This window comes from Methyloterricola oryzae, assembly GCF_000934725.1.
Classification (GTDB): Bacteria; Pseudomonadota; Gammaproteobacteria; order Methylococcales; family Methylococcaceae; genus Methyloterricola; species Methyloterricola oryzae.
Genome location: NZ_JYNS01000014.1, coordinates 43,708 through 69,239, shown reverse-complemented (window position 1 = coordinate 69,239; position 25,532 = coordinate 43,708). Strand labels below are relative to the sequence as shown.

Annotated in this window: 17 protein-coding genes; 5 read left to right on the top strand and 12 right to left on the bottom strand. The window is 63.8% G+C overall.

Annotated elements, in window-relative coordinates; translation table 11 throughout:
• Positions 1 to 42: 42 nt before the first annotated feature.
• A complete protein-coding gene (gene rapA, locus EK23_RS16415; protein WP_045226475.1) occupies positions 43 to 2,886 on the top strand; it encodes an RNA polymerase-associated protein RapA in 2,844 nt (947 codons plus the stop codon).
• An 18-nt stretch (positions 2,887 to 2,904) separates the two neighbouring features.
• Here the strand turns inward: rapA and EK23_RS16410 are convergent, their stop codons facing one another.
• The 4 genes from EK23_RS16410 to EK23_RS16395 form a co-directional block, all read right to left on the bottom strand.
• A complete protein-coding gene (locus EK23_RS16410) occupies positions 2,905 to 4,515 on the bottom strand; it encodes an ArnT family glycosyltransferase (RefSeq protein WP_052808269.1) in 1,611 nt (536 codons plus the stop codon).
• Positions 4,512 to 5,189, bottom strand: a complete 678-nt coding sequence (locus EK23_RS16405) for a TVP38/TMEM64 family protein (RefSeq protein ID WP_082054273.1) — start codon at positions 5,187 to 5,189, stop codon at positions 4,512 to 4,514. The genes EK23_RS16410 and EK23_RS16405 overlap by 4 nt, the downstream gene beginning before the upstream one ends.
• A gap of 95 nt (positions 5,190 to 5,284) precedes the next feature.
• Positions 5,285 to 5,638, bottom strand: coding sequence for a DUF3147 family protein (locus EK23_RS16400; RefSeq protein WP_045226473.1), 354 nt, complete (start codon positions 5,636 to 5,638; stop codon positions 5,285 to 5,287).
• Between the two features lie 4 nt (positions 5,639 to 5,642).
• A complete protein-coding gene (locus tag EK23_RS16395) occupies positions 5,643 to 6,725 on the bottom strand; it encodes a calcium/sodium antiporter (protein ID WP_045226472.1) in 1,083 nt (360 codons plus the stop codon).
• Between the two features lie 234 nt (positions 6,726 to 6,959).
• Here EK23_RS16395 and EK23_RS16390 point away from each other — a divergent pair, with 234 nt between their 5' ends.
• Positions 6,960 to 7,754, top strand: coding sequence for a sulfite exporter TauE/SafE family protein (locus EK23_RS16390; RefSeq protein ID WP_045226471.1), 795 nt, complete (start codon positions 6,960 to 6,962; stop codon positions 7,752 to 7,754).
• A gap of 74 nt (positions 7,755 to 7,828) precedes the next feature.
• Here the strand turns inward: EK23_RS16390 and EK23_RS16385 are convergent, their stop codons facing one another.
• The 4 genes from EK23_RS16385 to dapA form a co-directional block, all read right to left on the bottom strand.
• On the bottom strand, positions 7,829 to 8,269 hold the full coding sequence (locus tag EK23_RS16385) for an Hsp20/alpha crystallin family protein (protein WP_045226470.1): 441 nt from the start codon (positions 8,267 to 8,269) through the stop codon (positions 7,829 to 7,831).
• Between the two features lie 90 nt (positions 8,270 to 8,359).
• The gene (gene purL / locus EK23_RS16380) at positions 8,360 to 12,247 is read right to left on the bottom strand and encodes a phosphoribosylformylglycinamidine synthase (RefSeq protein ID WP_045226469.1); all 3,888 of its coding nucleotides are present in this window, start codon (positions 12,245 to 12,247) and stop codon (positions 8,360 to 8,362) included.
• Between the two features lie 122 nt (positions 12,248 to 12,369).
• Positions 12,370 to 13,155 carry an NlpB/DapX family lipoprotein gene (gene bamC / locus EK23_RS16375; RefSeq protein WP_082054272.1) on the bottom strand — a complete coding sequence of 262 codons (786 nt, stop codon included), beginning with the start codon at positions 13,153 to 13,155 and terminating at the stop codon, positions 12,370 to 12,372.
• Positions 13,152 to 14,027 (bottom strand): 4-hydroxy-tetrahydrodipicolinate synthase, encoded by an 876-nt coding sequence (dapA, locus tag EK23_RS16370; protein ID WP_045226468.1) that lies wholly within the window; start codon positions 14,025 to 14,027, stop codon positions 13,152 to 13,154. The genes bamC and dapA overlap by 4 nt, the downstream gene beginning before the upstream one ends.
• 191 nt (positions 14,028 to 14,218) lie before the next feature.
• Here dapA and EK23_RS16365 point away from each other — a divergent pair, with 191 nt between their 5' ends.
• Positions 14,219 to 17,755 carry a DUF748 domain-containing protein gene (locus EK23_RS16365; protein ID WP_045226467.1) on the top strand — a complete coding sequence of 1,179 codons (3,537 nt, stop codon included), beginning with the start codon at positions 14,219 to 14,221 and terminating at the stop codon, positions 17,753 to 17,755.
• A gap of 19 nt (positions 17,756 to 17,774) precedes the next feature.
• Here the strand turns inward: EK23_RS16365 and EK23_RS16360 are convergent, their stop codons facing one another.
• Together EK23_RS16360 and EK23_RS16355 are read right to left on the bottom strand one after the other, a co-directional pair.
• Positions 17,775 to 19,052, bottom strand: coding sequence for an NAD(P)/FAD-dependent oxidoreductase (locus EK23_RS16360; protein ID WP_052808267.1), 1,278 nt, complete (start codon positions 19,050 to 19,052; stop codon positions 17,775 to 17,777).
• A 101-nt stretch (positions 19,053 to 19,153) separates the two neighbouring features.
• Positions 19,154 to 19,678, bottom strand: coding sequence for a C40 family peptidase (locus EK23_RS16355; protein WP_235282148.1), 525 nt, complete (start codon positions 19,676 to 19,678; stop codon positions 19,154 to 19,156).
• 224 nt (positions 19,679 to 19,902) lie between these two features.
• Here EK23_RS16355 and EK23_RS16350 point away from each other — a divergent pair, with 224 nt between their 5' ends.
• Positions 19,903 to 21,498 (top strand): hypothetical protein, encoded by a 1,596-nt coding sequence (locus EK23_RS16350; RefSeq protein WP_045226465.1) that lies wholly within the window; start codon positions 19,903 to 19,905, stop codon positions 21,496 to 21,498.
• A gap of 55 nt (positions 21,499 to 21,553) precedes the next feature.
• Here EK23_RS16350 and EK23_RS23390 read toward each other — a convergent pair whose 3' ends face one another.
• Entirely contained in the window at positions 21,554 to 23,746 is a 2,193-nt protein-coding gene (locus tag EK23_RS23390) for a multicopper oxidase family protein (RefSeq protein ID WP_158002531.1), read from the bottom strand.
• An 888-nt stretch (positions 23,747 to 24,634) separates the two neighbouring features.
• On the opposite strand from EK23_RS23390, the gene EK23_RS16340 reads away from it, so the two are divergent.
• On the top strand, positions 24,635 to 24,880 hold the full coding sequence (locus EK23_RS16340) for a hypothetical protein (protein ID WP_045226463.1): 246 nt from the start codon (positions 24,635 to 24,637) through the stop codon (positions 24,878 to 24,880).
• A gap of 115 nt (positions 24,881 to 24,995) precedes the next feature.
• Here the strand turns inward: EK23_RS16340 and EK23_RS16335 are convergent, their stop codons facing one another.
• Positions 24,996 to 25,526, bottom strand: a complete 531-nt coding sequence (locus tag EK23_RS16335) for a hypothetical protein (RefSeq protein ID WP_052808266.1) — start codon at positions 25,524 to 25,526, stop codon at positions 24,996 to 24,998.
• Between the last annotated feature and the right edge of the window lie 6 nt (positions 25,527 to 25,532).

Sequence of the window (25,532 nt, the reverse complement as noted above, 5' to 3'; positions counted from 1 at the left end):
TAAAATTCCCGCCCTTTCCCTTCCAAGTCTGGAGTCTCGCATTTGCCTCTCTTCGTCCCCGGTCAACGTTGGATCAGCGAAACCGAACCCGAGCTGGGCTTGGGTACCGTCATCGAAACGGCGCCCGGCCGCGTTAGCGTCCTGTTTATCGCCAGCAGTGAACGCCGCACCTACGCCGCCGACAACGCGCCCCTGACGCGGGTGCGGTTTGCTCCCGGCGAGCGGCTGGAAAGTGCCGACGGGCAGGGTCTGACCGTGGAGGACGTGATCGAATCCGAGGGACTGATCACCTACCAGACCCTGAACGATCAGGGTGAGACCGTCCTGTTGGAAGAAATGGAGCTGAATCACTTCCTGCAGTTCAATAAACCGCAGGACCGCTTGTTCACCGGTCAGATCGACTCCTCCGCCCTGTTCAAGCTGCGCAGCCGCACCATACGCAAGCTGGGCGATCTGCAGCGCTCGCCGGTCCTGGGCCTGGTGGGCGCGCGCACCAGCCTGATCCCTCACCAGCTCTACATCGCCCATGAGGTCGCCACCCGCCTCTCGCCACGGGTGCTGCTCGCCGACGAGGTGGGCCTGGGCAAGACCATCGAAGCCGGGCTGATCATGCACCACCAGCTGCTGTCGGGGCGCGCCTCGCGGGTTCTGATCCTGGTGCCCGAGCCGCTCCTGCACCAATGGCTGGTGGAAATGCGCCGCCGCTTCAACCTGCGATTCAGCCTGTTCGACGACGCCCGCTGCTGGCAGGATGAGAGCGGCGACAACCCCTTCGAAAGCGAACAGTTGGTGCTGTGCAGCCTGGAGTTCTTCCGCGGCGAGTCGCAGCGCCAAGCCCAGGCGCTTGGCGCCGGATGGGACCTGTGCGTGGTGGACGAGGCCCACCATCTGCAGTGGTCGCCGGATACCCCGGGCGAGGATTATCGCTTCGTCGAATCCTTGGCCCGCCGCGTGCCCGGCATGCTGTTGCTGACCGCAACGCCAGAGCAACTGGGCAAGGAAAGCCATTTCGCCCGCCTGCGCCTGCTCGACCCTGACCGTTTCTATGATTTTGGCCAGTTCCTGGCGGAAGAAGAGCAATACCGGCCTCTGGCCGCCGTGATCGAACACCTGGCGGCAGCCGCCCCGCTGGACTCAGGCACCGTCGAAACACTCGCCGGCCTGTTGACCCACGACCGCGCCGAGGAACTCCTGGCCCGCATCGAAGCGGACGCTCAGGACGAGGCCGCCCGCAGGGAACTCATCCGCCTGATCCTGGACCGCCATGGCACCGGCCGCGTCCTGTTCCGCAACACGCGGGCCACGGTCAAGGGCTTCCCGCCGCGGGAGATCCTGCCCCGGGCCCTGCCCTGGCCGGAAGAATACCGCGTCGACGCCGCTTCGGACCTGGACAGCCTGCTGCATCCGGAAACCGCGCATCAGCCGGGTACGGAAGCCCCCTGGTGGAAGTTCGACCCCCGCGTCGGCTGGCTGATCGAGACCCTGCAAGAACTCAAACCGGCCAAGGTGCTGGTGATCTGTGCCAAGGCGCGCACCGCCATCCAACTGGAGGAAGCCCTGCGCGTGCGCGCCGGGATCGGCGCCGCCGTGTTCCACGAGGATTTGACCATCGTGGCGCGCGACCGCGCCGCCGCCTGGTTCGCCGATGCCGAGGAAGGCGCCCAGGTGCTCGTGTGCTCGGAGATCGGCAGCGAGGGACGCAATTTCCAGTTCGCCCATCATCTGGTGCTGTTCGACCTGCCCCTGAACCCTGATCTGCTCGAACAGCGCATCGGGCGCCTGGACCGCATCGGCCAGCGCGAGACCATCCGCATTCATATCCCCTATTTCCAGGGGAGCGCGCAGGAAACCCTGTTCCACTGGTATGTCAGGGGGCTCGAAGCCTTCAGCCGCCCCTGCCCCGCCGGGCAGGCGGTGTTTGCCGAACTGGGCGCGGAACTGAAGGCCCTGCTCGGCGCCGCCGATCCAGCCCGGCTCGATCAGCTGCTGCAATCGGCTGGACAACTGCGCGAGCGCATTCTGGATACCCTGCATGCAGGCCGCGACCGTCTGCTGGAGATGAACTCATGCCGGCGCGAGGAAGCCGAAGGCCTGGTGGCGCGCATCCGCCGCGCTGAGCAGGGCAAGAGCCTGTGGCCGTACCTGGAGGAGGTTTTCGACGCCTATGGGGTCACCGTAGAGGAACATTCCGAGCACTGCTACATCCTTGTGCCCGGTGACCACATGCGGGTTCCGCATTTTCCCGAGCTGCCCGAGGACGGCATCACCGTGACCCTGGACCGGAGCATTGCCCTGGCCCGCGAGGACATGGCCTTTCTGACTTGGGAGCATCCCATGGTGCGCGGCTGCATGGACCTGATCCTGAACAGCGAGCACGGCAACGCGGCCTTCGCCCTGGTGCGCCACGAGGACCTGGACCCGGGACAACTGCTGCTGGAAGCCATCTACCTGGTGGAATGCCCGGGGCCCAGACACCTGGGACTGGCGCGCTACCTGCCGCATACCCTGATGCGCCTGCTCAGCGACGCCGAGGGCCAGGATTTGAGCGCGCTTACGCCGGAAAGCTTCGAGGAAATTCGCCAGGTGATCGATCGCGAGGAACTGGCGGCGATGCTGCGCGGCCAGCGCAAGCCCTTGGAGAGCATGCTCAAGGCGGCGGAAGCGAAGGCCCGGCAACGCCTGCCTGGACTGATCGCGGAAAGCACGCAGCGCATGCTGGATGAGGCGACTGCGGAACTCAAGCGCCTGGCGGCCCTGCGCAAGGTCAATCCCTATGTGCGCCCCGAGGAACTGGATCTGCGCAAGCAGCAGGCCATGGAAACCCATGGCCACTTGCAGGCGGCGCAGATGCGGCTGGATTCGGTGCGGGTGCTGCTGACAGCCTGAGCGCCCCGCGCCTTGCGGCTATTCCTCGTCCTGGTTCGAGGCGGGAATGCTGCCCAGGACTCCCGAGGCCCTGGCCTGATCGACGGTCATCAGATAGGCCTGCTTGCCACGGAAGGGTTGCCGGGCTAGGAATTCCCTGGGTTCGATCTTGTCGCGCCGGGTGTCCAGGTAAGCCACCACGATGCCGTCGGGGTGCTGGGTGAGCCAGGGCGTGACATTGGCCGCGGTCAACTCGGTCACTGGCTGGCGCAATCGACCGGGAAACTGGAACTGGTCGTGATAACGGCCCAGGTTGGCCACGGCGGCGCCCTGCTCCTGCCAGTGCCGCACGGCGGCCGCCAGCGGCTCCACCGTGAAGCGGGCAAAGGCGTGGTCGGCGATATACAGGTGCAGCAACAAATAACTGCCCGCGCTGAGCCCCGCCAGGGCCGGCATCCAGCGCTGGGGTCGCCCGCCCTGCCAAAACGCCAAGGCGGCCAGCAGCATCACCAGCAGACCGGGCCAAAGCGGAACGGCTTCCCAGGCACCCGGCTTGCCGGGCATGCCTGCCAGGGCAAAGAAGCTCATGGCGGCTCCAGCCACGGCGAATAGGCCGGCTGGAACCGCCAGGCTGGCCCGTTCGATGCGCGCCGTCAACCGTCCCGCCGCCAGGGCAAAGGCCGGCATCAGCGGTACCAGGTAGTGCACCTGCTTGCCGCTGATGAAGGAAAAGGCCACGAACACCGGGGAAGCCCAGCACAGGCAGAAGCGGAGTCCTGAATCGAAACCGGACTGCCGGCGCAGATCCAGCGCCGCCCGCCACAAGGCCGGCGACAGCAGCCAGGGGAACAGCAACGCCGGCAGCAAGGGCAAGTACCACCACAGCGGGCGCTGGTGGGCAAAGGACTTCACCATGCGGTTAGCGGTCTGTCCCCAGAAGATGGCATGGCGATAGGCTTCGCCGCCGCGGATGCCCGCCGGCACCGCCCAGGCCAGGGCCAGCAATGCACCGCCCAGCACCGCCAGGCCCAGCCCCCCGTACCAGCGCCGCCAAGCCAGCCCGGGCCGCCACCAGGGCGCCAGCAAGGCGGGCGGCAGCAGATGCAGCAGAACCACGGGGCCCTTGGTCAGTACGCCCAGGCCTATGGCCAGCGCCAACAGCAGGAAGCCGCGCAACATGGCGCCGTCAGACGCCTTGAGTATGCCCAGCAGCCCCGTGAGCACGCAAACGGCCAGGGGCACGTCGAACATCACCAGGGTCGAAGACAACATCCAAAGGCCCGTGGATGCCAGGATCCACAACGCGGCGGCTTCGCTGCGGACATCGCCCGGCCATAGCCTTCGCGCCAGGGCCGCGGTCAGCAGCATGCCGCCCCATGAGGCCAGCAGTGAAACGAGGCGCGGCCACGCTTCGTTCACGCCGAACAGGTTCCAGCCCAGATTGATGAGCCAGAACAGCATGGGGGGCTTGTGGCTGTAAGGTTCGCCGTTTTTCAGCATCACCAGGTGATCGCCGGAGAGCCACATCTCCCAGGCAACACCCACGTAGCGCGTCTCGTCGATGGGCATCAGGGGCCGCGACACCAGCGCCGCCAGGGCAATCAGCAGCAAAAGGCCGGCGGGCCCCGCCGCCGTGCGGAGCAGGCTCACGCTTCGCCCTTCCTGGAGAACTGCAGGTCGCCAGCGTAATCGGACTGCGCCCGGACCCGGCGGTAGAGGGTGGTTCCTATGGCCGCGGAGACCGCTAACAGCGTGAGGGAAACCGCCAACTGCCAGCGCGAGCCGATGGTGAGTCCGCTGCCCGCCAGGGTGAAGATCAGGGTCTGGGGCACATAACCGACCAGGCTGGCGGCGAAAAACGCAGTTCTAGGGATGCGTGAAACACCGGCTAGCAGATTGGTGACCAGATTGCTCCCCACCGGGAGCAGGCGGATGGTCAGGGTGGTGCCGAAGGGGTGGGCCTGAACCAGCCGGTCGAAGCGCCGAAGTTTCCCCGGCAGCCAGCGGTCGACCAGGGAGCGGCCGAACCAGCGCGCGAAATAGAAGGTCAGCACGCATCCGGCCAGGGATGCGAGCAAGGACAACGCCAGTCCCAGCCAGGCACCGAACGCGTAACCGCCTAGGAAACCCACCGCCTGCCGCGAAAACCCGCAAGCCGTGAGCATGGCGCCAAAGGCGAGGAATAGGGCAAATCCGGTGATGCCGTGCCCGCGGACATGGGCATCGATCCAGTCACGTTCGAACAGGTGCTGAAAATCCTGGGACAGGAACCAGAAACCGGCGATGAGGATGGACAGCAGGAGAAGGCGCAGCAGGAATTTCAAGACAGACCCGAAAGTTGATTGCACAATTCTAAACCTTCCGCACCGCCAGTGGAGGAAAATCGAACGGGCGATACCGCAGCTCTATGCTATCGCGGTCAAAAGTTGCGCCACAGGCCAATCAGGACCAAGCACAAGGCGGTGAGCCCGCAGCCCAGCCCACAATTCAGCCAGTAAGGCCAATGGGTTCGCGGTTCCAGCAGAAAGGGCAGGAAGAACAGCAAGGAGGGCGGCACCATCACGACGATGTCGCGGGCGAAGCTGGCGACCCGGGCGGAGTCGCGCGTGTCCACGTACAGCCAGGTCATGGACAACAACGACACCAGGGGTAGCGCGACGATCAGCGCCCCCAGCCAACTCGAGCGCTTGGCGATCTCCGAGGCGCCGACGATGACCAGGGCGGTCACCGCCAGCTTCACTGCATACAGGAGCGCTTCGGAGCCTCCGGGCACGGGGCTAGGCCTTGGGCACTTCCGGCTCGGGCCGGTGATAGATCAGAACGGCCAGGGCGGTCAGCGGCCACATGAGGGACAGCACCACCCCATCCAGTCCGGGCAGGGCGCCACTTCCGGTGGCGGCCAGCACCAGGTGAGCCAGGTAAGCAAGATAGTAGGCCACGAACAGGACGCCTTCCCAACGCTGAATGACCATGCCGGTAAAGAAGATGGGTAGCGCCGCCAGGGCCACCATGATCATCACCGGAAAATCGAAGCGCAGCGCCTCCATGGAAACGGCCACCCCGTCCGGCGACACCACCCCGGTCAGGCCGATGACCGCCAGGATATTGAAGATATTGCTGCCGACGACATTGCCCACGGCGATGTCGCGCTCTCCCTTGATGCTAGCCACCACCGACGTCGCCACCTCCGGCAGCGAGGTCCCAATGGCCACCACGGTCAGCCCGATCACCAGTTCGCTGACGCCCAAAGCCTGCGCGATGCTGACTGCGCCATCCACCAGCAAGCGCGAACCCAGGACCAGCATCACGGCCCCGCCGGCAATATAAGCCAGATCGGTCTTCATGGCGCCCGGCGTGCGCTCCTTGTCGCTAACGCCGTACTCCTGATCGTATTCCGCCTGCACCTCCGCGCTCTCCTTACGACTCTGGCGGATAAGGAAAACCGTATAGACGATCAGCATGGAGAACAGCAAGAGGCCATCACCACGGCCTATCCTGCCATCCAGCCCGAGGATTGGAAGCAGAATGGAAATGCCGATCATGATGGGCACGTCCAGACGTATCAATTGCTGCGCCACCACCAGCGGCGCCACCATGGCCGATAGCCCGAGGATGAAAAGGATATTGAAGATATTGCTGCCGATGACATTGCCCACGGCGATGTCCGCTTCGCCACCGAAGGCCGCGCTGGTCGATACCGCCAGTTCGGGACAACTGGTGCCAAACGCCACCACCGTGAGTCCCACCACCAGCGGCGACACACCCGCGGAAACCGCCAGACGAGAGGCTCCTCTCACCAGGATTTCCGCCCCCCAGACCAATAAAACGAACCCCGCCACCAGTTCCAGAACTGTCAGCATGTCTCCCCCCTTCTTGTTGTTATGTTGTTATGTTCTTTTTTTGATTATTCCCTAATGACGAGGATCTCAAACGGACACTGCCTCGGTCACACCGGGCGCACGCCTGCCCTCCCATGAGCGCTGCAGCGAGCTTATGCCATTTAGGAATATGTATAAATGCTTTAATTTCTTCGTTCCGGAACGCGCAAACGTTAACATTGCGTCGTCTTCCACTTTTACCCTACGAAGGGATCTATGGACCTCGCATACATCGTTTCGGGCCTCGCCGTGGGCCTTCTGGTCGGCCTCACCGGTGTCGGCGGCGGCTCACTGATGACCCCCCTCCTGGTGTTCCTGTTCGGCTTCGCCCCCACCACGGCGGTGGGCACCGATCTGCTCTTCGCATCCATCACCAAGGCGGGCGGTGTCGCCGTGCACCACGGCACCCATGGATCCGTGGACTGGAAGATCGTCAGGCGTCTCGCCTATGGCAGCCTGCCCGCGGCCCTGGGTGTGATCTTCTGCCTGGAATACTTCGACATCCCCAAGGCAACCATCACGTCGGTCATCACCGTGGCCCTGGGCGTGGCGCTGATTCTAACCGCGATCGCCCTGATTTTCCGCAATCGTCTGATGAAGCCAAGCCAGCACGGCGATAACCAACCGGTGGGACGCTTCGAGCGCTGGCAGACGCCGGTGACCGTGTTGACTGGCGTGCTGCTGGGGATCCTGGTGACCCTGTCCTCCATCGGCGCCGGCGCCTTGGGCACGGTGGCCCTGTTCTATCTCTATCCTCGACTGCCCACCGTGCGCATCGTCGGCACCGACCTGGCCCACGCCATCCCGCTCACGGCGGTGGCCGGCCTGGGTCATCTGCATATGGGCAATGTGGACTTCGTTCTGCTGGGGAGCCTGCTGGTGGGCTCACTGCCCGGCATCTATGTAGGCAGTCATCTCAGCGCGCGGGTGCCGGAACACGTGCTGCGCCCGGCTCTGGCGTCTGTGCTGATGCTGATCGGCGTGAAGTTCGTGTGGCCGGTGCTCGCCTGAACGGCGCCAGCCGGCTTATGAAAAGAGGGGCATACGCCCCTCTTTTTTGGCCCAGCGGTGGTCGGCGCCTGCTCTCAACCTTCGCCGCTCACCACGATCTTCTTGGGCTGCACCGAGGACTTCTTCGGGATGACGATCTCCAGCACGCCATTGCGGCAGCGCGCGCCGATACCTTCGGCGTCGGCGGTATCCGGCAGGGAGAAGCGGCGGTAGAAGGTGCCGAAAACGCGCTCGATGCGCTTGTAGCCTTCCCGGCGCGACTTGGCCTCGGTATCGCGCTCACCCTTGAGGGTCAGGATGCCATTCTCCATGGTAATGTCGATGCGCTCCGGGTCGACGCCGGGTAGGTCCGCCAGCAGCACATAGCGGTCGATTTCCTCCTTGATATCCACTGCCGGCGTCCACTCGGCCGTAACGGCGCTGCTTTCCGGCTGCTGGCGGCCCATCTCCATGGAGCGCTCCAGTTCGCGCTGCAGCTGGCTCAGCAGGTTCCAGGGTTCGTGACGTGTGCTCATGGCGGTCTCCTCATGGGATCAGGTTGGTTCAGCCTCAGATATGGCGACGACCTACCCGATTTCAAGCCACCCGCCGCCGCCTCGCTGAACTCAGCCCACCCAGACGCGGGCATTGCGGAACATGCGCATCCAGGCGCCGTCCTCGCCCCAGTCCTCCGAGTGCCAGGAATTCTGCACCGTACGGAAGCAACGCTCGGGATGGGGCATCATGATGGTGAAACGGCCATCCGGCGTGGTCAATCCAGTAATGCCCAAGGGCGAGCCATTAGGATTGAAGGGGAAGACCTCGGTCTCATTCCCGTAATGGTCCACGTAGCGCAGCGCAACCAGGCCGCTTTCCAGGGCCTTGTTGGGGTCGGATTCGAACTGCGCGCGGCCCTCGCCATGAGACACCACCACGGGCATTCGCGAACCGGCCATGCCAGCCAAGAACAGGGAGGGCGATTCCAGCACTTCGACCATGGCGAAACGGGCCTCGAACTGCTCCGAGGTATTGCGCAAAAAGCGCGGCCAGCGCTGAGCGCCGGGAATCAGTCCACGCAGGTGCGCCATCATCTGGCAGCCGTTGCAGACACCCAGTCCGAAGGTGTCGCCGCGTTGGAAGAAGGCCTCGAACTCGGCGCGGGCGCGCAGATTGAACAGGATGGATTTGGCCCAGCCGCCGCCGGCCCCCAGCACGTCGCCGTAAGAGAATCCGCCGCAGGCGGCAAGCCCCTTGAATTCCGACAGGCTGACACGGCCTTCCATGATGTCGCTCATGTGCACGTCGACCGCGGCAAAACCCGCGCGGTCGAAGGCCGCCGCCATTTCCGCATGGCCATTGACGCCCTGCTCGCGCAGCACGGCCAGCTTGGGCCGCGCTTTGCCCGTAATCCAGGGCGCTGCCACATCCTCGTCAGGATCGAAACCCAGCTTGGCATGCAAACCCGGGTCGGCATCATCCTGAATGGCGTCGAATTGGGTCTGGGCGCAGTCCGGATTGTCACGCAAGGCCTGCATGCGGAAGCTGGTTTCGGACCACGCCCTCTGCAGGTGCACCCGGTAAGCCGAATACCAGACCCCGCCTTGGCGGGTCACGGCAATACGCTGATCCGCCCGGGGCGCGCCGATGACATGCAGGCATCCCCCTAGCCCGGCAGCCGCGAATGCCGCCCGCACGGTCTCCAGCCGGTCATCCGCCACCTGCAGCACGGCGCCCAGTTCCTCATTGAACAAGGCCTCGAAGGGATCGGCGCCTAGGCCATCCAGGCTGATCTCCACGCCACAATGGGCCGCGAATGCCATTTCGCACACCGCCGCCCACAAGCCGCCATCGGAGCGGTCATGGTAGGCCAGGAGCAAGCCCTGTTGATTGAGGTCCTGCAGCGTGGCAAAAAAGGCCTTGAGCAAGTCTGGGGCGTCCACATCCGGGCAGGCATCGCCCAGTTGCCCATACACCTGGGCCAGGGCCGAACCGCCAAGCCGGTTGCGACCGCAGCCCAGGTCGACCAGCAGCAATCGCGTCGGCCCTTGCTTCAGGCGCAGCTCCGGGGTCAGGGTACGGCGCACGTCCAACACCGGCGCGAAAGCCGAGATGATCAGGGACAAGGGCGAGGTCATGGAGCGTTCCTGTCCCTCCTCCTGCCATACGGTCTTCATGGACAGCGAGTCCTTGCCCACGGGAATGGCTATGCCCAAAGCAGGACACAGTTCCAGGCCCACCGCGCGCACCGTGTCGAACAGACGGGCATCCTCGCCGGGCGCGCCAGCCGCTGCCATCCAGTTGGCGGACAGACGCACCTGTCCCAGGGACCCGATGCGGGCCGCAGCCAGGTTGGTGAGGGCTTCACCGATGGCCATGCGGCCCGAGGCCGGCGCGTCGATCAGCGCCAGCGGTGTGCGCTCGCCCATGGCCATGGCCTCGCCGGTGTAGGCGCGGAACCCGGAGCAGGTCACGGCGACATCCGCCACCGGCGTCTGCCAGGGGCCCACCATCTGGTCGCGCGCCACCAGCCCGCCCACCGAACGGTCGCCGATATGGATCAGGAAGCTCTTGTCCGCCACCGCCGGGAAGGCCAGCACGCGCACCGCCGCCTCGGCAATCTCGGCTTGGCGCAGGTTCAGCTTGGGCAGGTCTACGGGCACGCGCGCCACATCGCGCTGCATGCGCGGCGGCTTGCCGAACAGCAGCGACATGGGGATGTCGATGGGATGATTGCCGTACAGAGGATCGTTGACGATGAGGTGCTCTTCCTCAGTCGCCTGCCCGACCACGGCATAGGGGCAGCGCTCTCGTTCGCAGATCTCGCGAAACAGGGCCAAAGCCTCGGGCTTCAGCGCCAGCACGAAGCGCTCCTGGGATTCGTTGCACCAGATCTGCAGGGGCGACATGCCGGGCTCGTCATTGGGAATCGCGCGCAGATCGAAGGCGCCGCCACGGCCGGCGTCGTGGATGATTTCGGGCAATGCGTTGGACACCCCCCCAGCGCCCACGTCATGCACCGACAGGATGGGATTGTTCTCACCCAGCGCGACGCAGCGGCTGATGACCTCCTGGCAGCGCCGCTGCATTTCCGGGTTTTCGCGCTGCACCGAGGCGAAATCCAGTTCCTCCGCGCTCTCCCCGGACGCCTGGGACGATGCCGCGCCGCCGCCCAAGCCGATGAGCATGGAAGGACCACCGAGCACGACGATGGGAGCGCCCGGCGTGATGGGCTGCTTCTGCACATGTGCCTGGCGGATATTGCCCATGCCCCCGGCGATCATGATGGGCTTGTGGTAGCCCCGGTAGCTCTCCCCCATCGGGTCGCGCTGCTCGAAGGTGCGGAAGTAGCCGGCCAGGTTGGGCCGACCGAATTCGTTGTTGAAGGCCGCCCCGCCGATGGGACCCTCCAGCATGATTTGTAAGGCCGAGGCCATGCGTCCCGGCTTGCCGTAGTTTTCTTCCCAAGGCTGAACAAAGCCCGGAATGCGCAGGCTGGAGACGGAGAAGCCGGTGAGCCCGGCCTTGGTCCAGGAGCCCCGCCCGGTGGCGGCCTCGTCGCGGATTTCGCCGCCGGAGCCAGTGGCGGCGCCTGGGTGAGGCGATATGGCGGTGGGATGGTTATGGGTCTCCACCTTCATCAAAAGGTGGGCCGGCTCGGTCACATAGTTGTATTCACCACTGGCGGGATCGCGCAACAGCATATCGGCCAGGGAGCCTTCCACCACGGCGGCATTGTCCTTGTAGGCCGAGAGCACGCCCTGGGGCGCGCGCTCCGTGGTGTTGCGGATCATGGCGAACAGGCTCTGCGCCTGCTCCACCCCATCGATGCGCCAACTGGCGTTGAAAATCTTGTGGCGGCAATGTTCGGAGTTGGCCTGGGCAAACATCATCAGCTCCACATCCGTGGGATTGCGTCCCAGGCGGGTGAAGCTCTCGTCCAGGTATTCCAGTTCCTCGTCAGACAGGGCCAATCCGAGGCGGCCGTTGGCCTTGATCAAGGCCCAGCGGCCTTCCTCGATCAACTGCACGTATCCGAGAGGGGCCGGCGCCTGGTGGCGGAATATCTGCTCGAACTGGTTGCGTCCCAGCACGGTCTGGGTCATGCGGTCGTGCAGCAGCGGCTTCATCTGCCAGCGCTTCGACTGGGGCAGCTCCAGTTCGCCCGGCAGCAAGGCGTATTCTATGCCGCGCTCGATGCGCAGCACGTCCTCCAGACCGCAGCGCCGCGCGATTTCAGTCGCCTTGCTGGACCAGGGCGAGATGGTGCCCAGGCGCGGCACCACCAGGAAATACTCACCGGAAAACAGGTGCTGATCGCAACGTTCGGTGTCATCCAGGAGGATGCGTTCCAGCACCCTCGTCTGTTCCAGCGTCAGTTCGCGCGCTGTTTCGATGAAGTAGACGTAGGCCGAAGCGGCTGCCTCGACGGACGGCTCAATGGCGCGCAGCGCACCTTCCAGCCGGGCCTGCCGGAACCGGGACAGGGCACAACCGCCGTACATCTTCAGGATCATGGGATTCCCTGTGTGGACGAGATGAGGGGAAAAGTTAAATCGTGGCCCAAAAAGCGCGACCCTGCCATTGCAACTCGACGGCGCCGGAGCGGAAGGGGTTCAGCCCGGTTACGGAAGTCCTGTCAGGACTCGTCCTTGCTACCTTCGGGCAGTTGCTTTTCCGCCGGTTCGGGCTTATCCAGGTTCTGCAGCGTGTCCTGCAGCTTCTTCAGCATGTCCAGGCCGACGCCGTCACTGACCGCCTCGCCATCCTTGTCGAGCACGAACACGTTGGTGACGTTTTCGCGCCCTTCCAGTTTGATGCGAAATTCCTGCGCCTTGGAGCCATCGCCGGAAAACAGCGAGGTGAAATCCTGCCAGATGCCGCGGTCCACATATTTCTTGGTGTCGCCGCCGTAGTAGACATAGAACACGCCATCGGAACGGTTCTGGTCGCTGATCTCCACCTCCATGCGTCCCAAGGAACGGCTGACGTCGTTCCAGGTTTCGGCGAAGGGCTCCTCCACCTCAATCAGCGGCACGTCATCCGAGCCTTGCGCCAGTGTGGCGGCGGGCGCGGCCTTGCCGGAAGACGTCTCGCGATCCCGGGTACCGGAGCCTGATTCCGACGATTCCGTAGCCTGTTCGGCGCCGGACTCAGAGGTTTCCGAGGCCTGCTCGGACCCGGATTCCGCCGTGGCCCGCTCGCGATCGTAAGCCGCATCCACATCCGTGGCGGTCTTGGCACCTTCCAGGGTGGAAGACGTCAGGTCAGGCGGCACCTCCAGGGGAGGCAGTTCGCTGCCGTAGCGGTATTCCTTCTGCTTGTCCGGCACCAGACTTTCGAGAAAACTGCAGCCACCCAGGCTCACGGCGCCAGCCAGGGCGATGACCGGCAATGCGCCACGTAACACGGACGCACTGCTCATAGCGCCCCCGCCTGCTGCATGGCCGCCCGCACCCGAGCCTCGCAACCTGGCGTAAGCCAGGTCAGGGGCAGGCGGATACCCCTAGCGATCAGCCCCATCTGCTGCACCGCCCATTTCGCCGGGATCGGGTTGGACTCGATGAACAGCTCCTTGTGCAAGCCCTGCAGCTTCGCGTCGATCGCTTCGGCCGCTGAGCGCTCGCCGGCGATGGCGGCGGAACACATCTCATGCATGAGTTTTGGCGCGACGTTGGCGGTCACGGAGATCACGCCCTTGCCGCCGCGCAGGCAGAATTCGCAAGCCGTCGCGTCATCGCCCGAATACAGGAGAAACCCGGGCTTGGCCAGCTTGAGTATCTCGGCCAGGCGGTCCAGGTTGCCGGTGGCTTCCTTGATGCCGATGATGTTGGGGACCTCCGACAGGCGCGCGGCGGTCTCGGGCAGCAGGTCACAGGCGGTGCGACCGGGCACGTTGTAGAGGATCTGCGGAATGGCCACCGCCTCGGCTACGGCCTTATAGTGCAGGTAAAGCCCTTCCTGGGTGGGCTTGTTGTAGTAGGGCGTGACCAGAAGGCAAGCGTCGGCGCCGGCCTCCTTGGCCTTGCGGGTGAGATTGATGGCTTCGCTGGTGGCATTGGCGCCGGTGCCGGCGATCACGGGGACCCTGCCCCGCACCTGTTCCACCACCAGTCGGATGACTTCGCAATGCTCACCTTCGTCCAAGGTCGCGGATTCGCCCGTGGTTCCCACCGCCACGATGGCATCGGTCCCCTGCTCCAGGTGGAATTCCACCAGCTTGCGCAGACTCGCAGTGTCCAGTGCGCCTGTCTCCATCATCGGCGTCACCAACGCGACCATGCTACCTTGAATCATGCGATCTTTCCCGCCCTCTGCAAAAGCAGCATGTTACCGTGTCGCCCGGGGCTATGACAACCGCGCGGACCGGTCCCGAAGCCATGGCGAACGCCTGGAAAACGGGCCGCGGACAGGGTTGCGGCTTTCCCTGGACAGCGCCTTGGTGGATACTGGGCCGGTAGAACGGACTACTGAAAGGGAAAACCCTCATGAACCGGCTCATCACCGCGGCGCGAGAGCTTCTGAACCAGACCTTGGACAGACTCAGGCGGCAGAATGAAGCAACCGGGCAGAACAGCGCCCTGACGGCGGAAAGCGGCCCCAAGGCCACTGCCCTGCGCATCGCGCGAAACCGCTGGTTCCAGGCGGTCGTCGGCAGCCTGCTACTCTACACCCTGATCGGATTTCTGCTGCTTCCCGCGCTGGTCCGCCATTTCGTTCCCAAGCTCGCGGCGGACATGCTGCAGCGCCAGGCGGCGGTCGGCGAGGTGCGCTTCAACCCATACACCTTTACCTTCGAGACCAAGGACCTGGCCCTGCGCGAGGCCGATGGTCAACCCATACTGACTCTCGGGCGCCTGTTCCTGGATTTCGATCCCTCCGGCTTCATCAGCGAGCGCGCCATCACCGTGGCGGATCTCCGCCTCGAAGCTGCCGCCGCGACGCTGGTGCGCAGCCGCGACGGCGACTTGAATGTGAGCAAGCTGGCCGCCAGCCTGCCCAAGTCGGAGGAACCGCCACCTCCGACCTCGGACGAACCGCCGCCGCGGGTGCTGGTGCGGCACTTTGCCCTGACGGAAACCGCTTTCACCTTCCGTGACCTCACCAAGGCCACCCCCCTGACGGAAAGCGTCGAACACCTGGGACTGGAGGTTCACGATTTCACCACCCTGCCGGAGCAGCAAGGCAACTACACGATCGCCGCCAACCTGCCCGATGGCGGCAAGCTGACCTGGAAAGGCGAGGTGTCCGTCGTGCCCTTGGCCTCCCAGGGAGAACTTGCGATCGAATCCCTGAAACTGGCGACCCTGTGGAAATTCGTCCGCGAGCGCTTGAACCTGAGCGAGCCGGCCGGCGATATCGCCCTCAGCGCACACTACCGTTTCCGCCAGGACAAGGAGAAGATCGACCTGGGCATCGAACAGGCCGCCTTCAAGCTCGCCGGCATCAAGCTCGCAGAGCCTGGAGGTCCCCTGCTCGACCTGGCCGAGATCGGCTTCGAGAAGGTCAGTGTGGATCTCGCCAGCCAGTCGGTGAACGTACCCGTGTTCCGGATACGCAAGGGACGCATCAACGCGGTCATGGACGAAAGCGGGCAAGTGAACTGGCAGACCCTGGTGAAAGCCGAGGCGCCAGCGGCGAACGCCAAGACACCCCCGGCCAGCGCGCCACCTGCGGAAGCGGCTCCGCCCTGGAAGCTGAGCGTGGAGCGCTTCGAGATCGCTGAACTGGGCCTGGACTACCTGGACCGCAGCCGCAAGGGCGACTTTGCAGTCGCGGTGCAGGACTTCGGCCTGGAACTGGGAGTACAGGTGGAGGCAGGGGCCGGCGCGCCGCAAGCCAAAGTGGACGGCCTGGGGGTGCATGTCAATCAGGTGGCCTTGTCTCAGCCGGGCGCGGGTGCGCCCTTGTTCAGTTGGGACGCGTTCCGCGTGGAGGGCGGACGCATTGATCTGCAAAGCCAGACCGTGGCCTTCGAGCGTGCGCTGCTGCAGGGCGGCAAGACCGCCATTACGCGCGATGCAGACGGCACCCTGCGCCCGGTGGATATCTTTCAGGCCAAAGCCGGCAGCGCCCCCGCCGAACCGGACGCGCCCAAGCCGGCAGATTCCGAGGCCAAGCCCTGGAACGTCAGCCTGGGCGAATTTGCCTTGCAGGGCTTCGCCTTTGGCTTCGCCGACCGCAGTTTTACGCCGGAACTGGCCTACAACCTGGACAATCTCCAGCTCAGCGCCAAGCACATCAGCAACGACGGCAAGACCCCGGTGGACTATCAAGCCGGCTTTGACGTGCGCGAAGGCGGCAAGCTGCAGGTGGTCGGCACGGCCGCCCCCACGGGCGAGGCGGCGCAGGCCAAGCTCAAGATCGACCACTTCGACCTGAAACCCTTGCGCACGGTGGTCAGCCGCTACGCCGCGCTGGAACTGGACAGCGCCGACTTTTCCACCGAGTTGGCCGTAGATTTCAAGCAAGCCGAGCCGATGCCCAAGGTCAAGGTCTCCGGCAAGGCCGACCTGGCTAGCCTGAAACTGATCCAGGTCATGGACCGCAAGACCTTCCTGGGCTGGAAGAACCTGGGGGTCAGCGGCATCGACTTCAGCCTGACGCCGGACAAGCTGGCGGTGAAGGAGGTGCGCATTCTCCGCCCGGACGCCATCATCCACATCTTCAAGGACCACAGCACCAACATTGCGGCGATCTTCAAGCCGCAGAAACCGGAGCCCGCGACGAAAGCGCCGGCAAAGCCCGAGGCCGGCAAGGCCAAGGCCGCGGACAAGCCATTCCCGGTCACCGTCGGACGCATCCGCGTCGACGACGCCGAGATCGATTTTGCCGACGAAAGCCTGGTGCTGCCCTTCGCCACCCATATCACCGACTTTGACGGCGCCATTTCCGGACTCACCCTGAACCCTACGGGCCAAGCCACCCTCAAGTTCGACGGCCGCATCGACCAGTACGGCGAAGCCAGCGTCAACGGGTCGCTGCGGCCCATGGATCCCAAGGCCTTCAGTCACGTCGACGTGGCCTTCCGCAACGTGGCCATGGATTCCCTGTCACCCTACAGCGCCACTTTCGCCGGGCGACGCATTCAATCGGGCAAGCTGAACCTGGAACTCAAGTACAAGATCGACGGCGGCAAGCTCGACAGTGAGAACAATATCCTGCTGGATAACTTTACCCTGGGCGAGCAGGTGGAAAGCCCTACCGCGCTGAATCTGCCCCTGGACCTGGCGGTGGCCCTGCTCACCGACGGCAGCGGCAAGATCCAAGCGTCGGTGCCAATCACCGGCGACGTGGGCGATCCCCAATTCTCCTACGGCACCGTGGTCTGGAACGCCTTCGTCACCCTCATCACCAAGGCCGTCACCGCCCCTTTCAACGCCGTGGCGTCCATGTTCGGCAATTCCGAGGAAAGCTTCGACGCCGTCCTGTTTGAACCCGGCCGTGCCGTGATGCTGCCGCGCGAAAGCGAGAAACTGAAGAAGGTCGCGGACTTCCTCAAGCAACGGCCGAAGCTGGAACTGACACTCAGCGGCCGCTACAGCCCCAAGCTGGACGGCGAGGCCCTGCGTTCGCTGGAGGTTCGGCGGGCACTGGCGGAGAAGCAGGACATCGAACTGCACCTGGGCGAGGAACCGGACCAGCCGGCCTTTGCCGATCCCGGCACCGAGCGCGCTTTGGAAAAGCTCGCGTCCGAGCGCGGCGGCGGCGATGCGGTGCAGGCCGAATACCTCAAGGACACCGGCAAGAAACCCGACCGGGTCGGAGTGCTGCAAGGCCTGGCGGGCAAACCCAGCGCCACCCCGGACTTCTACGAGAAGCTGTTCAAAACCCTGGTGGAGAAAGCGCCTTTGGCACCTTCGGAACTGGAAGGTCTTGCCGCCCAGCGTGGGCAGCAGATACTGGATGAACTGCTGAAGAAAAACGGCCTGGACAAGGCGCGGGCCCAGGTCGGCAAGCCCGGCCCCACCGACGACAGCCTGGAAGGCAATGTGCCCAGCAAGCTGGAACTGAAGGCCGACTGACGCTACCGACAGCCCTGCTTCAGCGCATCAGATAGCTGGCCTCGGGCTCATCGCTCGCGGCCAGGATCTGTTCCATGGTGACCTTGTCATAGCCGCCGGAGAGCAGCACCACGAAGCGCTCCCGCAACATGGGGATCTGCCGCGAGCGCAGGATGATGTTGTTGGCGTCGCGCTGCTCCAGAATGCGGTACCAGTTGTAGATCATCTTGAAGATCTCCTCCATAGGCTTGCGGATGCGGGCCTCGTAAGCCCCGAGCCGCCCCGCGCTGAAATCCTCATGGGCGAAGGCATCGAGGATCGCGTCGGCCGCGTACACCCCGCCGCGCATGGCCAGCGTCACCCCCGCCGAGAACACCGGGTCCACGAACATGGCGGCGTCCCCCACCAGCACGAAACCGTCGCCGTGGAAGCGGTCGTTCAAATAGGCAATGGCGGAGATGGTGTGCATGTCCATGACCTGCTCCGCCCCATCCAACCACTCGCAGACATTGGCGCAGCGCGCGACGGCGGTGTCGAAGCGTTCCTGCGGCGTGGCGCCCATGCCCTTGGCGGCGCGGGCATCGAGCACCGCGCCAACGCTAGTGATGCCATTGCGCAATGGGATGTACCACATCCAGCCGCCCTCGATGGTGTGGATGTCGGTGGTCACCGAGCCTTCGATCACCTCACCCACGCTCACGATGTCATGGGGGTCGCGCCGCCACGCGCCGGCGAAGTGGCTGAAATGGCTGATCTTGTTCAACTCCGGGTGGGGCCGCCGCCAGCCCAGTTTGCGCGCGATGAGGCATTCCCGACCAGAACCGTCCACCACCACCGACGCGCACAGCTCCCGCGGGGTGCCACCCTTCGGTGCCGCGACCACACCGACGGCCCGACCGGCTTCGAACAGGACATCCCGCACGGACCATTCCTGACGCACGTCCACCCCGCATTCCGCGGCGTGCTCGAGCAGTAACTGGTCGAAGCGGGCCCGCTCCACATGGTAGGTGTAGGGCTTCTCGAAATACTCCGGGTACTCGGCCGTGAGCAGCACCACCTCCGGCTTCTGGTTGAACATGCCGAAGTTGATGCCCTGCTTGACGGTGAAGCCCTCGGCTTCGATCTTCTCGGCGATACCCAGCCGACGCCAAAGTTCCCAGCCGGCCGGCAAGAGCGACTCGCCGATCTGGAAGCGCGGGAAACGTTCCCGTTCGAGCAGGACCACCCGCTTGCCGGCACGCGCCAGCACCGTGGCGGCACTGGCCCCACCCGGCCCGCCGCCGATCACCACCACATCACACTGTTCCGGGTCGTTCATGTTCCCTAAAGACATATTTTGGAGAGAAAAGCAGGAAGCCGCGCACGGCCGCCACGAGCGGGGGCTCGCAGCAAATCATCGATGAAGGTGGCTTTCGCTGCTCAGCCAGAGCCGGGACGCCGCGGCCGGCGGATGCCGAGAAAATGCTGCCACCAGTAGGGCCTTGTAAGGCTGGAAACGATCACCTGCCCTTTTGCGCTGCTGGAATGGACGAAGGCGTCCTGACCGATATAGATGCCCACATGGGAATAAGGCGCGCCGGTGGTGTTGAAGAAAACCAGGTCGCCGGGCTGGGGACGCGATCCGGGCAAGGGCGGCAGGCTCTCGGCCATCTGCCTTGCGGTGCGCGGCAAGCGAATGCCGTAGCGGCCGAACACGTGCTGCACGAAGCCGCTGCAGTCAAAGCCCTCGTAGGGCGACTCCCCACCCCAGGTGTAAGTGGTCCCCCTCAGGCCCAACGCATAATTGATGATCGGGCTGGCCGCGGGCGGACGTTTGGCAACCGGACGCGAAGGCTTGCTCGCGCAAGCGACGACCCCAAGCGCAATCGCTGCCAGCAACGTCACCCTGATGAGGCGAAGGAACGCCGCTCGATTCGGCATTTCCGCAAGAACTTGATACCACATGACCAGACCTAACTACCGGCCCCCGCCCGGGGGGCCCCTAGCACAAAAGCTTACCTCAACATCATCGAACTTTCATGATCGGGTGGTCGAAAGCCCTGCGCCGCCGCTGGCGCGAGTCGGAGGGCCGATGCTCCGCGCAAACGCAACGACATGATCAGGAAACGCTGGCGCCGTTTGTCGGCAGCGGCTATGGTTCCCCCTCTGTACCCACGGAAAACCCACCTATGAAGTACGGCCCCACACTGCACTGGCGACCCGCGCCGCGCGTCGGAACCCTGCTTTTCTGCCTGATCATGCTGACAGGCGCCATCGCGGGCGCCACGCCCGCCGATCTGCTGGAACAGGGCCGCCGCCTGTACCGAGCAGGGATCGCCGCCGACGGGCAACCCCTGCAGGCCATGGGCGCGGCAGAGGTTGCCATCTCGGGGGTCGATGCGGCCTGCGAACATTGCCACCGGCGCAGCGGAATGGGTAGCCGGGAAGGCAACATTCCGGTGCCGGCCGTCTCCGGACCTGTGCTCTTTGCAAAGCTGGAGCCAGCCCAGGCAGCGCGTCGCGGCCGCCATGCGATCCCCGTCATGCCGCAACGTCATCAGGCGCGGCCTGCTTACGACGAGGCGACCCTGGCCAAAGCCTTGCGTGAAGGCCTCGACCCGTTGAACCGGCCCCTGAATCCGCTGATGCCGCGGTATTCTCTCGACGAGCAGTCATTGAAGGCGCTGACCGCTTATCTGAGTCAGCTTTCCACGGCCGCGCCTCCAGGCCTGGAAAACGGCACCCTGCATCTGGCTACCGTTATAACACCCGATGCAGACAGTGTTCGCAGCCAGACCGTCATCGATACACTGCAGACTTGGGCTTCCGCCGCGCCGTCGATGCGTATCGCGCTGCAGGTTTGGCGCTTGTCCGGGCCCGAGTCAGGCTGGGAAAGCCAGTTGCAGCAGTTTTATCGAGAACGGCCCGTCTACGCCATCCTGTCCGGCGCCGGAGGTGTGCATTGGGAGCCAATCCAGGCCTTTTGCGAGAGTACCACTACCCCCTGCCTGTTTCCGGTGCTCGATCAGATCCCGCAAGCCCACGATGGCTACTACGCCATGTATCTGGGCGGCGGGCTGGGCCTGGAATCCGCCCTGCTCATCCGCTATCTCAAGGAACTGCCGGCCCAGCCTGCGCGCATCGTTCAGCTTTACGACGGCGAACGCGGCGCATCGGTGGCCGCCAATTTGGAACGGCAGTTTCAGGCGGGGCGGGTCATTTCGCACTCGTGGTCCGGCGACGCGCCCGCGGCCCTGGCCAATGACCTCAAATCGGCGGACACCTTGCTGCTCTGGCTGCGACCGGAGCAAGTCGCCGCCCTGACGACGGCCTTTCCTCAAATGCCTGGCGCGGGCCGGATCATTCTCTCGGAACGCCTGTGCCCGCCGGACAAGCTAGAGCTTCCGCCGGCCTGGCAGGCACGGACCGCCTGGATTTCGGAGCGGACTTCGCCTTCCGTGCGCCACGGGCGGGCGCTCCTGGGGCTGATTCCCTGGTTGAAACAAATGAATCTGCAAGCGGGTGACGAAGCCACGCAGTCGGAAGTGTATGCTGCGGTGTTCTATTTCAACGATGCCCTGGCGACGATGCGGGGCAATCCGACGCGGGAATATCTCATGGAGACCCTTGAAACGGCGGTCGACGACCGCCCCCCCGGGGCTTCGTACTATCGACTGTCACTGGGCCCCGGGCAACGGGTCGCTTCCCGCTTGGGGCACCTGATGACCTACAGAGGGCCCGGCCCGAGCCAGCCTGAAAGCGTGGGACCCGCCTTGCAACCCTGAATCCGAAGTAACCTGCGCGGCCCGCCCCACGGCGGCCGCACAGGTTTTCGGAGACTTATTTCACTTCATACCAACGCATCATGTCGCGCTCCTCATGCGACAGGATATGGCAGTGATACACGAACTTGCCGGGCCGGTTGAAGGTGACCAGCACCCGGGTGACATAGCCCGGAGGCGCCAGGACAGTGTCTTTCCAGCCCTGCTCCCCTGGAGGCGCCGTGACGAGACCATTCGGCGCGGCCGGATCGGTCACCAGTTGATTCCAGCCCGGAATCAGCCGAACCCCGGACCACCCGTTGTTCTGGGTGGTTGCCGCAATCTGCATGGGCAGGCCACTGGCCTCATCCATGGGAGCGGCCGGAGACGGCTCAAATCCTTGCCGGTTCAGTACGCGGAACTGAACCAGGTGCATATGGATGGGATGGGAATCCTCGGACGCATTCCAGAATTCCCAGACTTCGGTTTTCGGGATGACATTACCTCGCCTGTCGCGTGCGAGCGTGATCACTTCCGTGGGCGAATCGTGCAACAACTGCGTGCCCTTGTTGCTACTCGCCGCCGGACTACCGGGATCAGCCGGATTGTGGGCATCACTCGGATCGTAGGTGCCCAGCAACGGTGTGATGCGGCCATACTGGTCAGCACCCTCACCAAGCAGAATGCGGCGCACGGGCGTGCCGCGCGGAACAAGCGCCGGCTGAAGCCGCGGTGTTGACGGACCGGCATGGGGCACCGGCAGGCCACGCAGGACACTGGTGGCCAGCAGCTTGGTGCGTGGAATGGAGCGGTCGAGCGGCTTGACCACGTTGAAGCGCATGACAGTGTCTCCGCCCTGGGTCACGGCATCGCCGTCGGGATAGGGGGTCGGCGCCGAGTTGGTCACCAGGATATCGCGGGTGAACTGGCCATTGGTCCGGCGCAGGGGAACCTTGTCGAAATCGACCACCAGGTCCACTCGCTCGCCAGGAGCGACGGTAATGTTTTTCAGCGGTACCGGATTATTCAGGAAACCCAGGTCGGTACCGATCTGCCAGAACGTCAGGCCGCCGAAGCTCAGGTTGTACACCCTGGAATCGGAGCCGTTCAGCACACGCACACGGTACTCGCGCGGTTCCACGTCGGAGTATGGCCAGGCGACCCCGTTCACCAGAACAACGTCACCGAACATCTCCGGGAAATGCGTCGGACTATCTTGAGGCAGTGGCAAAGCCGCGCCACCATCAGGGTTCGTTCCCGGCAGTACCGCCGGATAGGCCGCCGGGTCCGCGCCATAGGCCAGGCCGCCGTCTGCCTTGAAGGCCCGATCCTGTATCACCATGCCCATTTCGTAGGGGCCGGAGGGAATTTTGTTTCGGGCCACGCCGTTGACAAAGGGCCCTCTGAGATCGGCCAGAGCTTTCTCGTTGGCATCGCGCACCACGTACAGGCCAGCCAGGCCGGCATAGACATTGATGCGGGTAAGGCCTTCGGCGTGGTCGTGATACCAGTGCAACGAGGCTTCCTGGTCGTTCCCATACTCGTAGTTCAGTTGAGCCGCCTGCTGCGCGTTTGAGCGGCACGCCGCGGCGCTGCCGCTTTCGCAAACGCCGGGGCCGATCTGCAGGCGCTTGGGCACGAACCACTGATCCGGTCCGCCATCGAACTCAAAGGCCGTATCGCCGCCATGATGATGTATGGCAATCGGGACGCCTTCGATGGCATTGCTTCCCGTAAGATCGAACACTCCCTCCATGATGCTCGGATCGACCGGAAGCAGATGAGGCAACGCAGAGCCGCCATTCGCCGCCAGGTCATTTTCCCAATTCACTCGGATCGGAGCGCCACGCTTTACCTCGAAGGTTCTTCCGGGAAACGTGACGTTCGCAGTCTCATGATTCCCATAGCCCCACACCTTGGTCTTGATCCCGATTCCCAGGAGATCCTGTTCGGTCTGCCCGGCCCGGATGGTGTAAGCACTTGTCGAACCCGGATCCGGCGCGTAGATGAAGTTCGGGGCAAACAAGCTGGGCAGAGGCTGCTGAAAGCGGTGATCCCACACCTGCTGCCACAGAGCCGGATCGCTGACGGCACTCCAGGCATTGTTGTCCGGATCGCGATCAGGACCGGTCGTGGCATGCGTCAAGGAGGCTAGAGAAAACAAGGCGATACCGCAGAGGGTGATCTTCAATGCCGCCTTTCCGCGTTGCGCCACGAGCCCCTGCGGGGGGGCGCTGACCCTGGTAGGGGCCGAGGGTGCATAACCAGACATAGAAATCTCCATTCGTAGTGTTATTTTGCCGCGCCGTCGCTCTAAGGCGACAGAATCACGAAACACACATACGAAAATCCATGCCAATGCCCGGCTGGCACTCTTACAAATAATCCAATCGACTAGTGCGAATCAGGAAATACGCGCATTGCGGAGCGAAACCCATTTGGAATTTGCTAGGTCAGCCCACCCATATGAAGCTTACATTTTCCGAATTTATGGGCCTTCGCCAAATTAATGTAAAGCCAACTTTACAGGGTAATTATCTTATTTTGACGCTTCAGCGAAACTCGACACCGTCCTCGACTCGCATCCATGAAGAGTCAAGGTAAAACTACCTAACTCCACCTTCTTCGTTCCCTGCATCAGGTTTGATACACAATACCCGCCGGTCGCGGCTCAGCGACCAGAAAAGAATTCTAAGTATCTGTATTCTTTTAAATAACTAACCTTAACGCATGTAAAGAAATGACGACTTCGGGGATTACGAGGGCTTCTTGCCTGATCCGCGCCAGCCGACCTGCTACCGATCGGGAACAACGGCTACGGGTTCAAACCGAAAGCCATATGAGGCAACTTACTTACACCGGTTTGTATTCTGGCAAATCAAGTTGCACGCCAAAGCGGGCACGTGACCTGACAGTACCCCTGTTACTTCCCGAGCGTGACGCGCCTACCCTATAGGTCGTGTTTGAACTTTCCCGGAATATCCAAAAGGCGTTCAGGGGCCCTGCTCTGGAGATCATTCCGAATACCTGCCGGCTGCCTGCGGCAGGAGCGCTTCCCGCCGCGCGGGCTAGACACGACAACGGAAACCGCTCTCGGCTCACCATTTCGCGCACACCTACAGGTGTTCCCCAGGCAGTCATCCAGTGCCGCTGCGGCTTGATGCATCTGATCGAGACAGGGGCCAAGCGCCTGGTGAACTTGAAACGGACCCAGCGGGAATTTTCAACCGTCGTAGCGCCTACACACCTGAACGAAACAGCAGGCAGTTTCGGCTCGGCCGAGACCCGTGCTGGGCTGATCGGGCTCGGCGTCGATTTTCGCGCCTATGAAGCTACCTTGATTCTGAGATCTGAAGAAGTGCGCCCGATGCGTTTCGGACTGTTTGGCGCTTTTGTGGCCTGCTGACAGGCGGAGCACTCGGTGGAGGCAATGGCGAGGCGGGTGTTTCCGGTCTAGACCGCCTCCTTAAGTCCAAAGTGCGCGTGCGAACTCGAGCGCCTCCGCGGCCCATGCCACGAAATCAGTTGAAATCTACCTTTGAGACCATCTGATCCAGCAACTGTTGGGCTGTACCGGAGGCCGTGCTGCCTGCCCAGCCCGAACGTGACCCCGAGGCTGACCAGATAACGTTGCCACTGCGCAGGTCCACCACCTTGAGCGTAATACCAAGCACCGGCTCCCCTGTGCCCGGTTTGTAACGCCATTCGTTCACCGCCCCGCCCAGCGCGTAGCCGACGCCTTGCTGCTTGCCCCAGGCCAGGGCCTGATCTTCGCGACGCTGTTCGCTCAACTCGGGTAGATCACCATCCTCCGGCTGCTCTACAAAGCGTCGAAAGACCGGCATGCCCGGCCCACGCAAGCTGTTGGCGAGCAATTCGCGCGCATTCTCGCCGGCCTTCGGCGTGTCAGAGAGATTCTGCAGCGGCAGCAGCATCCAGCTCTGCCCAGGCTGCGGCGGCGCGGCGTCATGGATGTCGATGCGGGAGCACCCGCTCAGCAAGACGACACTGAGAACTGCCGGAATGAGCCAATAGCCTATGTCTGATTTCACTTCAAC